The 15,257-nt window shown below is 70.3% G+C and carries 14 protein-coding genes; 5 read left to right on the top strand and 9 right to left on the bottom strand.

Translation table 11 applies throughout. The features are described 5' to 3' along the window. Nucleotides 1-6: 6 nt before the first annotated feature. Entirely contained in the window at nt 7-1,578 is a 1,572-nt protein-coding gene (locus AV521_RS35515) for an ABC transporter permease (RefSeq protein WP_076094515.1), read from the bottom strand. After that, nucleotides 1,575-2,468, bottom strand: a complete 894-nt coding sequence (locus AV521_RS35520; RefSeq protein ID WP_076094517.1) for an ABC transporter ATP-binding protein — start codon at nt 2,466-2,468, stop codon at nt 1,575-1,577. Before AV521_RS35520 ends, AV521_RS35515 begins: the two co-directional genes overlap by 4 nt. Nucleotides 2,469-2,542: 74 nt before the next feature. Here AV521_RS35520 and AV521_RS35525 point away from each other — a divergent pair, with 74 nt between their 5' ends. After that, nucleotides 2,543-3,037, top strand: a complete 495-nt coding sequence (locus AV521_RS35525; protein WP_076094520.1) for a GbsR/MarR family transcriptional regulator — start codon at nt 2,543-2,545, stop codon at nt 3,035-3,037. A gap of 348 nt (nt 3,038-3,385) precedes the next feature. On the opposite strand, the gene AV521_RS35530 is transcribed toward AV521_RS35525, so the two are convergent. Both AV521_RS35530 and AV521_RS35535 read right to left on the bottom strand, forming a co-directional pair. Beyond that, nucleotides 3,386-4,897 carry an APC family permease gene (locus AV521_RS35530; protein ID WP_076094522.1) on the bottom strand — a complete coding sequence of 504 codons (1,512 nt, stop codon included), beginning with the start codon at nt 4,895-4,897 and terminating at the stop codon, nt 3,386-3,388. A 147-nt stretch (nt 4,898-5,044) separates the two neighbouring features. Further along, entirely contained in the window at nt 5,045-5,869 is an 825-nt protein-coding gene (locus tag AV521_RS35535; RefSeq protein WP_179023634.1) for a diacylglycerol kinase, read from the bottom strand. Between the two features lie 212 nt (nt 5,870-6,081). Between AV521_RS35535 and AV521_RS35540 the strand changes: the two genes are divergently transcribed. The 3 genes from AV521_RS35540 (at nt 6,082) to AV521_RS35550 (ending at nt 9,674) form a co-directional block, all read left to right on the top strand. Continuing rightward, nucleotides 6,082-7,365, top strand: coding sequence for an adenylosuccinate synthase (locus tag AV521_RS35540; protein WP_076094525.1), 1,284 nt, complete (start codon nt 6,082-6,084; stop codon nt 7,363-7,365). A gap of 105 nt (nt 7,366-7,470) precedes the next feature. After that, nucleotides 7,471-7,683: a hypothetical protein gene (locus tag AV521_RS35545; protein ID WP_076094527.1), complete on the top strand. Its 213-nt coding sequence runs from the start codon at nt 7,471-7,473 to the stop codon at nt 7,681-7,683. Between the two features lie 173 nt (nt 7,684-7,856). Beyond that, entirely contained in the window at nt 7,857-9,674 is a 1,818-nt protein-coding gene (locus AV521_RS35550; RefSeq protein ID WP_076094529.1) for a bifunctional UDP-sugar hydrolase/5'-nucleotidase, read from the top strand. A gap of 3 nt (nt 9,675-9,677) precedes the next feature. On the opposite strand, the gene AV521_RS35555 is transcribed toward AV521_RS35550, so the two are convergent. The 5 genes from AV521_RS35555 to AV521_RS35575 all read right to left on the bottom strand — a co-directional run bounded on the left by AV521_RS35555 (nt 9,678) and on the right by AV521_RS35575 (nt 13,086). Next, nucleotides 9,678-9,869 carry a hypothetical protein gene (locus AV521_RS35555; protein ID WP_076094531.1) on the bottom strand — a complete coding sequence of 64 codons (192 nt, stop codon included), beginning with the start codon at nt 9,867-9,869 and terminating at the stop codon, nt 9,678-9,680. Next, nucleotides 9,856-10,095, bottom strand: a complete 240-nt coding sequence (locus AV521_RS35560; RefSeq protein WP_076094532.1) for a DUF6400 family protein — start codon at nt 10,093-10,095, stop codon at nt 9,856-9,858. Before AV521_RS35560 ends, AV521_RS35555 begins: the two co-directional genes overlap by 14 nt. Nucleotides 10,096-10,173: 78 nt before the next feature. Continuing rightward, nucleotides 10,174-10,824, bottom strand: a complete 651-nt coding sequence (locus AV521_RS35565; RefSeq protein WP_076094534.1) for a hypothetical protein — start codon at nt 10,822-10,824, stop codon at nt 10,174-10,176. A gap of 76 nt (nt 10,825-10,900) precedes the next feature. Beyond that, nucleotides 10,901-11,596, bottom strand: coding sequence for a GntR family transcriptional regulator (locus AV521_RS35570; protein WP_076094536.1), 696 nt, complete (start codon nt 11,594-11,596; stop codon nt 10,901-10,903). A 134-nt stretch (nt 11,597-11,730) separates the two neighbouring features. Further along, entirely contained in the window at nt 11,731-13,086 is a 1,356-nt protein-coding gene (locus tag AV521_RS35575; RefSeq protein WP_076094538.1) for an aspartate aminotransferase family protein, read from the bottom strand. 315 nt (nt 13,087-13,401) lie between these two features. Between AV521_RS35575 and AV521_RS35580 the strand changes: the two genes are divergently transcribed. Next, on the top strand, nt 13,402-15,255 hold the full coding sequence (locus AV521_RS35580; protein ID WP_076094540.1) for a serine/threonine-protein kinase: 1,854 nt from the start codon (nt 13,402-13,404) through the stop codon (nt 15,253-15,255). Nucleotides 15,256-15,257 lie beyond the last annotated feature (2 nt).

Consider the following 15,257-nt stretch of genomic DNA (forward strand, 5'->3'; position numbering starts at 1 on the left):
GCCGCCTCAGGAGGCCAAGTCCCTCCGGCGTACGCCCGCGAGCCCCGTCGCCACCAGCACGGCGGCCAGCGCCAGCAGGAGTGACACCGGCCCCCACTCCATGCCCCCGCCCGGCAGCTTGGGCAGGTGGGCGAAGGGGGAGAGGTCCAGGACCGGCCGGGGAGCGTTCAGGGCGGGGCCGATCCAGCCGATCAGGAGGACCGCGCCGGCCACACCCCAGGCTGCCATGGCCCCCTGCGGCAGGACGCCGAAGAGCAGGACGGCGATTCCGCCGATGACCCAGACGGCGGCGACCTGGAGCAGGCAGGCGCCGATGACCGGCCCGATCTGCTTGCCGTAGCCGACGGCGAAGCCCAGCCCGGCGAGCAGCATGATCAGGGCCGAGCCGCCGAAGGAGATCAGCAGATGGCCGGACACCCAGCGCAGCCGGCCCACAGCGGCGGCCAGGACCGGCTCGGCGCGGCCCGAGGTCTCCTCGCCGCTCAGCCGGAGCACGGACGAGACGACGTAGAGCGCGGCGACCAGGCCGAGCACGCCGACCATCGCGGCCAGGAAGGCGTCCGTCAGGCCCGACTGGCCGCCCATCCGCTGGAAGATCTCCCGCGCCTTGGCATTGTCGCCGACGAGCCTGGCCGCGCCGTCCGTCATCCCGCCGTAGACGACTCCGGCGAGGAAGAAGCCGATCGACCAGCCGAGCACGCTGCCGCGCTGCAGCCGCCAGGCCAGCGCACCCGCCGTGCCGAGGCGCCCGGCCGCAGGTCCCGGCCGGGTCGGCAGGAAGCTCATACCGATGTCCCGTCGGCCGGCCAACTCGTAGGCCACGGCGGCCTGGACGAGAACAGCCGCCGCGAACAGCAGCAGGACCCACCAGCGTTCGGCGGCGAAGGCGCGCAGGTTCTCCAGCCAGCCCAGCGGGGACAGCCAGGTCAGGACCGACGAGCCGTCGTTCGTCGCCGAGTCGCCCGCCGTGCGCAGGACGAAGGCCGTGCCGAGGCCCGCCGCCGTGAGCCCCCGGGCCAGTCGGGCGCTCTCCGTCAGCTGGGCGACGATCGCCGCCAGCGTGGCGAAGACCATGCCCGCGCCCGCCACTCCGAGCCCGAAGGCCAGTGCGCCGGCCGCGCCCTGCCCCGCCAGTCCGGCGATTGTCACGACGCCCAGGGCCGCGTTCGCGACCGCCGCCGTCAGCAGGGAGGCCGTCAGCGGGGCCCGGCGTCCCACCATCCCGGAGGAGATCAGTTCCTGTCGGCCGCTCTCCTCCTCGTCCCGGGTGTGCCGGACGACGACGAGCAGGCTGGTCACCGCGGCGAGCGCGGCCGCGTACACCCCGACCCGCCACGCGGTCAGTGCGCCGAGGGAGTCGTCGAAGACCGGGCCGACCATGGCGCGCAGCGAGGTGTTGGTGGCCATCTGGTGCAGCAGATCGGCGCGTTGGGCAGGGGTGCCGTAGAGGGTCTTCAGGGTGTTCGGCATGGAGAGGACCATCAGCGCGTTCACCGCGACCCACACCGGGATCAGCAGCCGGTCGCGGCGCAGTGCGAACCTCAGCAGCGTTCCCGTGCCCGCCAGTTGGGAGGTCATACGGCCACCTCGTCCGCGTAGTGCCGTAGGAACAGCTCCTCCAGTGTCGGCGGTGTCGAGGTCAGCGAGCGAACCCCGGAGGCACTCAACGAGCGCAGTACTGCGTCCAGTTGGTCTGTGTCCACCTGCAGCCGGACCCGGTGGCCCTGCACATCGAGGTCGTGCACGCCCGGCAGGTGGGCCAATCCGTTGGGCGGGCCGACGAGTTCGGCGCTCACGCTCGTCCGCGTCAGATGCCGCAGGTCGGCCAGCGATCCGCTCTCCACCGTCCGCCCCTTGCGGATGATGCTGACCCGGTCGCAGAGCTCCTCGACCTCGCTCAGGATGTGCGAGGAGAGCAGGATCGTACGGCCCCGGTCCCGTTCCTCCTCCACGCAGGTCTGGAAGACCTCCTCCATCAGCGGGTCCAGGCCCGAGGTCGGCTCGTCCAGGATCAGCAGGTCCACGCCCGAGGCGAAGGCGGCGACCAGCGCGACCTTCTGCCGGTTGCCCTTGGAGTAGGTGCGGCCCTTCTTGGTCGGGTCCAGCTCGAACCGCTCGATCAGCTCGGCCCGGCGCCGGGCGTCGAGCCCTCCGCGCAGCCGGCCGTAGAGGTCGATGACCTCGCCGCCGGACAGGTTGCGCCACAGGGTCACGTCGCCGGGCACATAGGCGATCCTGCGATGCGCCTCCACCGCGTCCCGCCACGGGTCCTGGCCCAGCACCTGCGCGGCACCCGAGTCGGCGCGCAGCAGTCCGAGCAGCACCCTGATCGTGGTCGACTTGCCGGCGCCGTTGGGGCCGAGGAAGCCGTGCACCTCACCCGCCTCGACGTCCAGGTCGAGGCCGTCCAGCGCATGCGTACGGCCGAAGGACTTGTGGAGCCCGGCGACCGTGATTGCCTTCGTCATGGCTCCGAACGTACGCTTCTTTCAGAAATTTGTGAAGTTAAGGAAGCGCATGAATCTCGGATAGGGTGAACGGCATGACGGAGTCGAGGACAGGCAGGGACCCGGAGTCGGTCTCACGGTTCGTGGAGCACTTCGCGGCTCAGCTCGTCGAGGCGGGGATGGCGCGCATGCCCTCCCGGGTCTTCGCCGCCCTCCTCGCCTCCGACACCGGCGCCCTGACCTCGGCCGAGCTGAGCGAACAACTGCAGATCAGTCCCGCGGCCGTCTCCGGCGCCGTGCGCTACCTCGCGCAGGTCCACATGGTGTCGCGGGAGCGGGAGCCCGGTTCGCGCCGCGAGCGGTACCGCGTACACAGCGACCAGTGGTACGAGGCCCTCACCAACCGCGAGGCCATCATCAAGCGCTGGGAGGAGGCCTTGCGGGAGGGTGTGGCCGGCCTGGGCGCCGGCACACCGGCCGGGCGCAGACTGGCCGAGACCCTGGACTTCTTCGAGTTCATCGAGAAGGACGTGGCCGAGATGATGGAACGCTGGCGCACCTATCGGGAGCAGAAGTACAACCGGCCCTAGGGCCCGTCCGGCGATCCTGTCGCAGCCGCGGGGGCCGACACGCCCGTCTGTGGCGTTGTCGTCGGTTGCCGGCTCCTCCACGCTCGGCTTCTCCCCCACTCTCGACTTCGTTCGAGCGGGAGGGACCCCCACCGCGGGGGGACCCCCATCGTGTCGACGCCCTCCTCCGCCTTGCAGCCGGACGCACCAGCCCCCCCGCTCACCAGCGCCGATGAGGCGCCGGCGATGTCCTGCGACCTGATCCGCCGGACAGGCCCTGGGGGCGCGGGGCTCTGTCCGGCATGCGGCCGCCGTCGCGCGGGAAGCCGCAGCCGACCGGCGACACATGGCGGCACCCCCGGCGGAGTGTCACCGCTCCTTCGTCTCCTCCAGTACCGTCCGCCCCAGCAGCGCATACCGCTCGGGCGCCCACCGCTTGAGATACAGGGCGTAGCCCACCCCGGTCGCCGCGACCAGCGCCACCAGCCAGGGCGTCGCCTTGAGCAGGAGCGACCCGGACTCCGGCCCCGCCGCAGCGCTCATGTTGGACACCAGCAGCACGACCACGCCCAGCATCGCGATGCCCCCGACGAGCGGAGCGGCGAACGTACGGAACCAGTGGCGGCTCTCGGGGTGGTGAGAGCGGAAGTACACGAGCACCGCGAACGAGCACACCGCCTGGACCACCAGGATCGCCATCGTGCCGAGGATGGCCAGCAGGACGTAGAGCGCGTTGTACGGGTCCTTGCCCGCGATCCAGAACGCGGCGATCAGTACGGCGCTCACGACCGTCTGCACCAGCCCGGCGATGTGCGGGGAGCCGTGCCGCGCGTGGGTGCGGCCGATCGTGTTCTTCAGCGAGGGCAGGACACCCTCCCGCCCGAGGGCGTACAGATAGCGGGCGGCGCAGTTGTGGAAGGCCATGCCGCAGGCCAGCGAGCCGGTGATCATCAGCCACTGCATGACGTCGACGGCCCAGTGGCCGACATAGCGCTCGGTGGGGTTGAAGAACATCGCGAGCGGGTTCGCGGAGGAGGCCGCCTTCACGGCCTCGGCCTCGCCGTTGCCGATGATGGCCATCCAGGAGACGAAGACGTAGAAGACGCCCACACCCAGGACACTGATCATCGTGGCCTTGGGGATGATCCGCTTCGGGTCGCGGGACTCCTCGCCGTACATCGCGGTCGACTCGAAGCCGACCCAGGACCAGAAGGCGAAGAAGAGCCCGAGGCCGGCGGACGTGCCCTTGAAGGCGTTGACCGGGTCGACCGGCGCGAAGGAGAACCCGTGCGGGCCGCCGCCGTGGAAGGCGACGGACACCGCCATGGCCGCGAGCACGGTCACCTCGGTCGCCAGCAGCAGCACCAGGAGTTTCTCGGCGACGCTGATGCCGAACCAGGTGCCGGTCGCGTTGATCGCGAGCATCAGGATCGCGAAGGCCCACCAGGGCACGTGCACGCCCGTCTGGTCCTTCAGGGTGGTCGTGGCGAAGGTGGAGAAGATGCCGATCAGCGCCGGTTCGAAGACGACGTACGCGAAGGTCGCCAGCAGCCCGGAGGCGAGTCCGGCGGTGCGGCCGAGGCCGTACGAGATGAATCCGTAGAACGCGCCCGTGGACGTGATGTGCTTCGCCATCGATGTGAAACCCACGGAAAAGATTGCCAGGACGACCATTGCCACGAGATAGCTGGCGGGCGCCCCGATCCCGTTTCCGGACGACACCATGAAGGGCACATTGCCGGTCATCGCGGTGATCGGCGCGGCGGTGGCCACCGCCATGAAGACCACGCCGAGCAGGCCCACGGCGTTGGGCTTCAGCCGATGAACCGCTTCTCCGTCCGTACTGCCCGTCGCCGGGGCGACGCCCTCGTCCACTGCCATAGGGTGGCCCCCTCCGTGTCCGGTCCATGAGTCGTGATGGGTCTCCGGTGCGTCCTGCTGGAGCAGGATGGTGGACGACACGGGGGCACGGGAAGGGGTCGGCGCGGTTAAATATTTGTCACCAGACCTTTAGAGGTGCCGTGGGGGTCAGGAAGCAGTGGGCAGAGTGAGCCCCCAGGCCCCCTCCGCCACCCGCCACGTCCGCCGTCGCACCGGCCCCGCCACCGTCGCGTCCGCCCGGTACCGGAAGTCCGCGCCGGCCACCGTCACCGTCTGCCCGGACGCCTGGTACGGAGTCGCCTCCGCCCCCACCGACAGCGGCCGTACCTCCACCCGCGCCAGCCCGCCGGTGCCCGGTGTCACCGACACCGCCTGCACCGGCTGGCCCAGGTCCACGACCGTCTCCCCGTCGACCTCGACCCGCAGCCGGGAGGGTCCCGGCGCCGGTACGGCGGGCAGCCGGGGCCGGCCCGGGGCGAGGGTGCGGACCAGCGAGCGGTACCAGGGCCGGCCCGCGGCCACGGCCACCGGTTCGGCGGCTGCCGCCCGCACCGGCTCCGGCGGAATGCCCAGCCCGCCGAGGACCACCCCGTCACAGTCGTCGACCAGCAGATCCAGGCGCCGCTCGGCCCCGTCCAGCACGGCCCGCGCCGCCGCCACCGCGCCGCCCGGCACACCCAGCGACTCGGCGAGGGCGGTGTCCCCCACCGGGACCACCGACAGCGCACATCCGGCCAGCTCCCGCGTCCGGTGCAGCAGGGTCACGGCTCGCACCAGTGCCTGGTCGTCACCGACCACCACCGGCCTCCTGGACCCCCGTCGGCCCAGTGCGCGGGCGAATTCCTCCGGCCCCTCCGGCAGGCACACCTTGGCTGCCGCACCCGCGCTGAGCACGTCTTTCGCGATCCGTACGGACTCCCCGTCCGTCTGCCGTGCCGCCGGATCGATGATCACCAGCAGCTGTTCGGACATCGCGAAAGTCGCCACCTCGGTCCTGCCTCGCTTCCTCGGGTAGCATCTTTGTGCAAGAGCCCCTTGCGCTATTGCGCCAGGGGCTTCGTCTATTCCGGGGCATCCGGTCCGACGGTTGTGCGACCAACGGCGGTCGCTGTGGCACGCGGCGGTGAACCTTACGCCCACGCCCCCGACCTTGGACATGCCCCGCCCGGAAGGGGTGTACGCGCGTGCCCGCACTTGTGCTGCTCGGTGCTCAGTGGGGTGACGAAGGCAAGGGAAAGGCGACCGACCTGCTCGGTGGCTCGGTGGACTATGTAGTGCGATACCAGGGCGGCAACAACGCCGGCCACACGGTCGTCGTCGGCGACCAGAAGTACGCACTCCACCTGCTCCCTTCCGGAATCCTCTCGCCTACTTGTGTCCCGGTCATCGGCAACGGCGTCGTCGTCGACCCGTCGGTCCTGCTCTCCGAGCTGAGCGGTCTGAACGAGCGTGGCGTCGACACGTCCAAGCTCCTGATCAGCGGTAACGCGCACATCATCACGCCGTACAACGTGACCGTCGACAAGGTGACGGAACGCTTCCTCGGGAAGAGGAAGATCGGCACGACCGGGCGCGGTATCGGTCCCACCTACGCCGACAAGATCAACCGCGTCGGTATCCGGGTCCAGGACCTGTACGACGAGTCGATCCTGACCCAGAAGGTCGAGGCGGCCCTCGACGTCAAGAACCAGATCCTCACCAAGCTGTACAACCGGCGCGCGATCGCCGTGGACCAGGTGGTCGAGGAGCTGCTGGGCTACGCCGACCAGATCGAGCCGTACGTCGCCGACACCGTGCTGGTCCTGAACCAGGCGCTGGAGGACGACAAGGTCGTCCTGTTCGAGGGCGGTCAGGGCACCCTGCTCGACATCGACCACGGCACGTACCCCTTCGTGACCTCCTCGAACCCGACCGCCGGCGGTGCCTGCACCGGTGCCGGTGTGGGCCCGACGAAGATCAGCCGGGTCATCGGCATCCTCAAGGCCTACACCACCCGCGTCGGCGCCGGCCCGTTCCCGACGGAGCTGTTCGACGAGGACGGCGAGGCGCTGCGCCGCATCGGCGGTGAGCGGGGTGTGACCACCGGCCGTGACCGGCGCTGCGGCTGGTTCGACGCGGTGATCGCCCGCTACGCGACCCGCGTGAACGGCCTGACCGACTTCTTCCTCACCAAGCTGGACGTACTGACCGGCTGGGAGGAGATCCCGGTCTGTGTGGCGTACGAGATCGACGGCAGGCGCGTCGAGGAACTGCCGTACTCCCAGACCGACTTCCACCACGCGAAGCCGGTCTACGAGACCCTGCCCGGCTGGTCCGAGGACATCACCAAGGCGAAGTCCTTCGCCGACCTGCCGAAGAACGCCCAGAACTACGTCAAGGCGCTGGAGGAGATGTCCGGCGCCCCGATCTCCGCGATCGGCGTGGGCCCGGGCCGGGACGAGACGATCGAGATCAACTCGTTCCTGTAGGCACGGTCTGTCCGGACAGCGTGCGGGAGCGCCCGCCGGTCCGCCTTCGGGCGTGATCGGCGGGCGTTTCGCCGTGGTGGGCGCCTGGTGCGCGACAATCGGAATATGAGCCTCCGCCGGCAGGTGCTGTGCCGGGGACCGTACGGCGGTGAAGGCGGCGACGCCGACGGTACGGACTGCTCCGACCCTGCGCTTTTCGAGGTCGCCCGGTATCAGCTGCCTCCGCTCCGTGTGTGCCCCGTGCATCTCGGCCCCGCCCTGCTGATGGCGAGCAGGGTGCTGTGGCCGCCGGAGATCAGGCTTATCGGCCAACTCTGATACCGGCCGTTTCCCCAGAGTTCGCACGGGACGCGCACTGACCCATACTTGACCCGGACATGACCTTTTCCTGGTTTCCGGCAATCGTGGGCGCTAGCAGCATCTACGCGGGTAGCCTCCGCACAGCACCGCCGCTGCTCGTCGCCAATCTCCAGCCGAAACAGGAGCCTCGAATGCCCCTCAGTCCCATGAACCGCCGGGAGTTCGTGAAGAAGACGGCCGTCACCGGTGCGGCCGTCGCCGCCGCGGGAACCGCCGCGGCGGCCCCCGCGCAGGCGGCCGAGCAGCAGCGGGACTGTCACCCCCGCACCTGGTCGTTCTCCATCCTCGGTACGACCGACCTGCACAGCCACGTCTTCGACTGGGACTACTACAAGGACGCCGCCTACACCGACAAGGCCGGCAACTCGGTGGGCGTGGCGCGTGTGGCCACCCTCATCAAGCAGCAGCGCGAGGCGAAGGGCGAGCACCGCGTCCTGCTCGTCGACGCCGGCGACATCATCCAGGGCACCTCGCTCGCCTACTACTTCGCGCGCATCGACCCGATCACCGGCACCGGCGGCAAGAAGGGTCCCAGGCACCCGATGGCCGTGGCCATGAACCACATGCGCTACGACGCCGCCGCCCTCGGCAACCACGAGTTCAACTACGGCATCGAGGTGCTGCGCAAGTTCGAGAGCCAGTGCCACTTCCCGCTGCTCGGCGCGAACGCCCTGGACGCGAAGACCCTGCGCCCCGCCTTCCACCCGTACACCGTCAAGCGGATCCGGGTCCCCGGCGCGCCCGACATCAAGGTCGGCATCCTCGGCCTCACCAACCCCGGTATCGCGCTGTGGGACAAGGACAACGTCAGCGGGAAGATGGTGTTCCCGGGCCTGGTGGAGCAGGCGAAGAAGTACGTCCCGCGCCTGCGTGCCCTCGGCTGCGACGTCGTCTTCCTGACCGACCACTCGGGCCTGGACGGCTCGTCCTCCTACGGCGATGAACTCCCGTACGTGGAGAACGCGTCGAACCTGGTCGCCGAGCAGGTGCCGGGCATCGACGCGATCCTGGTGGGCCACACGCACGTCGAGGTCCCGTCCTACACGGTGAAGAACGCGGAGACCGGCGAAGAGGTCCTCCTCTCCGAGCCGTACTGCTGGGGCTACCGCCTCAGCGTCTTCGACTTCGAGCTCGAACTGCACCACGGGCAGTGGAAGGTGACGAGCAAGAAGGCGCAGACCCTCAACCCCAACTCGGTGGACGAGGACCCGGAGATCAAGCAGCTCCTGCAGGCCGACCACGAGCTGGTCGTGAAGTACGTGAACACGGCGGTCGGCACCTGCACGGCGGACCTCTCGGCGGCGGAGTCCTGCTGGAAGGACGTGCCGATCATGGACTTCATCCACAAGGTGCAGATGGAGAACGTGAAGGCGGGCCTGTCCACGGCCGACGCGGCGCTCCCGCTGATCTCGATGGCGGCGCCCTTCTCCCGCACGGCGGACATCCCCCAGGGCAACGTCACCATCAAGGACATCGCCGGCCTCTACATCTACGACAACACCCTGTACGGCAAGAAGCTCACGGGCGCCCAGCTCAAGGACTACCTGGAGTACGCGGCGAAGTACTACCACCAGGTGCCGGCCGGCACGAAGGTCGACACGGCGACCCTCACCAACGCCAACAGCTTCTGGGACTACATGTACGACACGGCGGCGGGCGTCGACTTCGAGATCGACATCGCCCAGCCGGAGGGGTCGAGGATCAAGAACCTCAGCTACAACGGCAAGGCGGTCGCCGACGACCAGGTCTTCGTCGTGGCGGTGAACAACTACCGCGCGAACGGCGGCTCCGGCTACCCGCACATCGCCTCGGCGCCGAACGCCTACAGCTCGACCAACGAGATCCGCCAGCTGATGATCGACTACGTCACGGCGAAGAAGACGCTGAACCCGGCGGACTTCGCGGTCACCAACTGGAAGCTCACGCAGAACGGCACGCCGGTCTTCTGACCGTCAGGGCGTCCGGCGGGTGGCGCCGAAGTGTGTCTCGTGCGACCAGACATGGTGGCACGCCGGACACTGCAGGTGCAGCAGGCTGCCGGTGTTGGACAGCAGGTAGCGCCACCCGCGCCGGTCGTCGCAGTCGGGGCAGTCCACGCCCCAGGCGCGCCGTCCTGTGTCGGCCTGCGGATCAAGCGGCAGCATCGCCCGGTCCCGCGGGGAGCACACCGGCCGCCACCAGCTCGTCGTAGATCCGCTGCTGCTCCGCGTCCAGGCCGGAGTAGAGCAGCGCCCGAGCCTCCTCCTCGCCACGGAGTGCCGCCGCGGGGTCCCAGCCGGGGCCCAGGGCGGCCATGACGTGGGTGCGCCGGAGCATCTCGTGTGCGCTGAGGTCGACGGTGAAGTCGAAGGCGGAGTCGTCGGGGGACATGCCACCGAACGTAGGTGTGCATTTCCCCCACGACAAGAACAGGTGGGTGAAATCACACCAGTCCGGCGAGCGGCCTTCTCAGCTGAAGACGATCATCGAGCCCTGGGCCAGGGAACGGGTCGCCGCCGCGTGCAGCCCCAGCCATACGTGCCGTTCGCGGGCGAACGGGCTCGGGTCGTACGGCGCCGGGATCGCCGGTTCCTCCAGTTCCGTGGGAGCCATGGGCGGAGCCGGGGCCGCCGGGGGGTTGGCCGGGTCGATGCCGATGGTCGGGGCGACGTACTCCAGTTCGCGCAGCAGCGTCTGCGAGGAGCCCAGCGGACCGCCGCCCGCCAGCAGCTCCTCGTTGGACAGCGGCTGCGGGAAGTCGACCGGGACGTACGCGCCCGCGTGGTCGTAGTGCCAGACCAGGTGGGACTGCTGGGCCGTGGACTCGAACATCTCCAGCAACTGCTCGTAGTCACCGCCCAGTTCGTCCACCGGGGTCACCGCCAGCCCGCACACCTGGAGGAGATACGCGCGGCGCAGGAAGTGGAGGGCGTCGTAGTCGAAGCCGGCCACGGGCGCGACCTCGCCGGACAGGCCCGGCATGTACTGGTACACCGGCACCGGGGGCAGCCCGGCCGCCGTCAGCGCGTTGTTGTACTGAGCGAGTTCTTCGGCGAACGGGTTGTCCGGGGTGTGGCACAACACGTCCACGAGCGGCACCAGCCACAGGTCACAGGCCAAAGAGGGCTCCTCACACAGAGAAGGTGGTCAGGGCAGGGTAATCGGTGATGTGCAGGTCCCATACCCCCTCGCCCCGTCAGCTACCGGCCAGGTGTTCCAGCAGCGCCAGCGAGTGGGCGTTGGAGGCGGCGACGATCGAGCGGGCGGTGTCGGACTCGCGGCGGGCCAGCGCGTCGACCAGGTCCGTGTGCCCGGCCCACAGGCGCCCGCGCAGGTCGGGCAGGCGGAGCAGATGCTGCACCGCGCACACCCAGGACTGCACGCGCAGCCGGTCGAGGAAGTCGCCGAGGTAGGGATTGCCGAACAGGGCGCTCAGCTCGCGCCAGAAGCGGAGGTCGTAGCCGATGAGGATGGTGAGGTCGCCGGCCGCCGCCGCCCGCTGGGCCTCCTCGCCGCGGCGGCGCACGGTGGCCAGGGCCGCGGTCGTGCGCGGGTCCTCCGGCGGGGTGTGGAAGGCGGGGTGGCCGGTGCTGAGGGCCTGGAACATGCCGTCGGTGACCAGGCTGCGGGCCTCGATCATGTTCCGGTAGTCGGTGAGGGTGTACTCCGGCACGCGGAATCCGCGGTGCTGGTCGGCTTCCAGGATGCCCTGTGCGGACAGGTCGACCAGCGCCTCGCGCACGGGCGTGGCGGAGACGCCGTACTGCTCGGCGATCTCCTTGACCGTGAACGCCCGTCCCGGCCGCAGCCGCCCCGCCAGCACCTCGTCACGGAGCGCGTCCGCGATCTGCTGGCGCAGGGTGCTGCGCGTCACGGCACCGGTGCCGGGCATCGTCGGAGTCTCCTCGCGCGTAGATGACGTACTCGCCTACCTCTTACGAGCACGTCACCTTACGCGTTCGAGCCTGCCCGACGTCAGCCGCTGTTCGGTTACGCCCTGTACCGCACCGTGAACTGCGCCGTGAACTACGCCGTGTACTCGTCGGCCACGGTCAGTGCCGCGTCCAGGGCGGCGAAGCCCTCCTTCAGTTCGGCCTCCGTGACCGTGCACGGCGGGACGACATGCGTCCGGTTCATGTTCACGAAGGGCCACACGCCGTGCTGCTTGGCGGTGGCCGCGAACGCGGCCATGGGGGCGTTCGCCTCGCCCGTGGCGTTGTAGGGCACCAGCGGTTCGCGGGTCTCGCGGTTCCTCACCAGGTCCAGCGCCCAGAACATGCCGACACCGCGCACCTCGCCGACGCTCGGGTGCCGCTCGGCCAGCTCGGCCAGGGCCGGGCCGACGACGCTCTCGCCGAGCCGCGCGGCGTTCTCGACCACGCCCTCCTCCGCCATCACGTTGATCGTGGCGACGGCGGCGGCACAGGCCAGCGGGTGCCCGGAGTAGGTCAGACCGCCCGGGTAGGGCCGCTTGCCGAAGGTCTCGGCGATCTTCTCGGAGATCGCGACGCCGCCGAGCGGGACGTAACCCGAGTTCACGCCCTTGGCGAAGGTCAGCAGGTCGGGTACGACACCGAAGAGATCGGCGGCGAACCACTCGCCGGTGCGCCCGAAGCCGGCCATGACCTCGTCCAGGATGAAGACGATGCCGTACTTGTCGCAGATCTCCCGGACACCGGCCAGATAGCCGGGCGGCGGGACCATGATCCCGGCCGTACCGGGGACGGTCTCCAGGATGATCGCCGCGACCGTGCCCGGCCCCTCGAAGGCGATCGTCGTCTCCAGGTGCTCCAGCGCCCGCGCGGTCTCCTGCTCTTCCGTCTGCGCGTAGAAGCGGGAGCGGTAGAGGAACGGCGTCCAGAAGCGGACGACGCCGTTCGTGGCGGTGTCGCTCGCCCAGCGACGCGGGTCGCCGGTGAGGTTGATCGCCTGCTGGGTGCCGCCGTGGTACGAGCGGTAGGCCGAGAGCACCTTCGGGCGGCCCGTGTGCAGCCGGGCCATCCGCACCGCGTGCTCGACGGCGTCCGCGCCGGCGTTGGTGAAGAAGATCTTGTCCAGGTCGCCGGGGGTCCGCTCGGCGATCAGCCGGGCCGCCTCCGAGCGCGCCTCGATCGCGAAGGCGGGCGCGAAGGTCGTCATCGTGGCCGCCTGCTCCTGAATGGCCGCGACGACCTTCGGGTGCTGGTAGCCGATGTTCGTGTAGACGAGCCCGCTGGTGAAGTCCAGGTACCGCTTGCCGTCGTAGTCCCAGAAGTACGACCCCTCGGCGCCGGCGACGGCGAGCGGGTCGATCAGGTCCTGCGCGGACCAGGAGTGGAAGACGTGCGCACGGTCCGCGGCCTTCACTGCGGCGCCGGCATCGGGGTTGGGCTGAGGGGTCATGCGGCGAGCGTAAATGTCCGCGATGCGGAAGGCCTATCGGCGTCTTGTTCTGTGGACGGGGGGATTCCGCGACAGGTTGTCCACGCGTGTGTGGCTACGACAGCCTCGGCGACCGGGAGCGGGGCACACGACCGCCTGCCTCGCCCGCGCCGGGTACGAGGTCCCGAGCGGCTGAGTGGCCTGTTACTGAACCGTAGGCGCCGGGCCGCGCGACTCCCCCGAGGGGCCGGATTATTCTCGGTCCGTCGTACACGTATGCGTGGCTGCGGGGCGCGTGCGGGGTGTCCGGGGTACGGGGGGAAGGCGGGGCGGGCCATGGAGAAGCTGGGGGCGGGGGATCCGCCGCACATCGGCGGCTACCGGCTGCTGGCACGGCTGGGCGCGGGCGGCATGGGGCAGGTGTATCTGGCCCGCTCGGAGCGGGGTCGTACCGTCGCCGTGAAACTGGTCCGCGAGGAACTCGCCGCACAGGAGGAGTTCCGGGCGCGCTTCCGGCAGGAGGTGCAGGCCGCGCGGCGGGTCGGCGGGTACTGGACCGCGCCCGTGCTCGACGCCGACACCGAGGCGCCGGTGCCGTGGGTGGCCACGGGATACGTCGCCGGGCCGAGTCTGCAGCAGGTCGTCGGCCACGATCACGGGGCGCTGCCCGAGCGGTCGGTACGGATCCTCGCGGCGGGGCTCGCGCATGCGCTGAAGGACATCCATGCTGCGGGGATCGTGCACCGGGATCTGAAGCCGTCGAACGTGCTCGTGACCATCGACGGGCCGCGCGTGATCGACTTCGGGATCGCGCGGGCGCTGGAGACGACGTCGCCGGGCGGGGAGGGACTGACCCGGACCGGGTCGCTGGTCGGATCGCCGGGGTTCATGGCGCCCGAGCAGGTGCGGGGGGACCGGATCACGCCGGCCTGCGATGTGTTCTGCCTGGGGTCCATGCTCGCCTACGCGGCTACGGGGGCGATGCCCTTCGGGACCGCCGACAGCGGTGCGCACGCGTTGATGTTCCGGATCGCTCAGGAGGAGCCGGATCTGGCGGGGGTGCCGGAGGGGATCGCGGACCTGGTCCGGGATTGCCTGCGCAAGGATCCGGGGGCCCGGCCTTCGCTGGATGCGTTGCTGGAGCGGACCGGGGCGGAGGACACCGTGTCCGGGGGGCGGTCCCGGGATCCCTGGCTGCCGGGGGCGTTGGTCGCTCAACTCGGGCGGCATGCTGTGCAGTTGCTGGAGGTTGAGGATCCGGAGGGGGAGGACGCTTCCGGGGGCGGGGCGCCGTCCGGTGCCGGTGCGCCGGAGGGCACCCGGCCTCCGGCCGGGTCCGGGTTCCCGGCCGTACCAGCCGTACCGCCGTCGTCGGGTGCGGATGGTGGCGCCTCGGAGGCCGGCCGTGAGGGGGTGCCCGAGCATGCTGCCGTCTCTGATGCGCCGGTCGGGGGCGTGGAGCATCTGCCGACCGTCGTTTCGGGGCAGGCTCCGCCGGTCGCTCCCGGGTTCGGGTACGGGTACGCCCAGCAGCATCCCCAGTCGGGTGGCGGTGCCTACGGCTATCCGCAGCAGGCCGGGGGGCAGCAGCCGTACCCCTCCTATGGCGGGGCGCCGGAGGCGGAGCGGCGCAGTGGACGGTCCACCGCGCTGCTCGTCGTGGTCGCGCTGGTGGTGGCGCTGGGTGCGGGCGGCTCGGTGTACGCGTTGATGAACAACGGGGGCGGTGGCCACGCCCAGGGAGGCGGGAAGGTCGGTCCCGCGCCTACCACAACCCCTGATCCCACCGCGTCCACGCCGTCCGACTCCGCCTCGGCCTCCGCGCCCACGGACGGGGATGTCCCCGGCGGCTATCTGGGCACCTGGAAGGCGACGATCGACTCCGACGCGGGGATCAACACCCGCCAACTCACCATCCGGCAGGGCAAGGTGGGCGACAGCGTGCTGACGCTGATCGCGGACGGGCCGACGAACGACGGCGGCATGTACCACTGTGTCTTCGAGGCCAGGCTCACTCGACAGCCGGGCGCGGACGGCACGTTGGAGATCGGTCCGTCCACCGTCACCAGCGGCGAACCCGCCACCTCCTGCACCCCGGGCGAGGCCACCGAGGTCACGCTGCTGCCGAGCGGCAGTCTGAAGCGGGCGAAGGCGAGCGGCGGGGAGAGCCTGACGTACACCAGGCAGTGAGC

This window comes from Streptomyces sp. IMTB 2501, assembly GCF_001953885.1.
GTDB lineage: Bacteria > Actinomycetota > Actinomycetes > Streptomycetales > Streptomycetaceae > Streptomyces.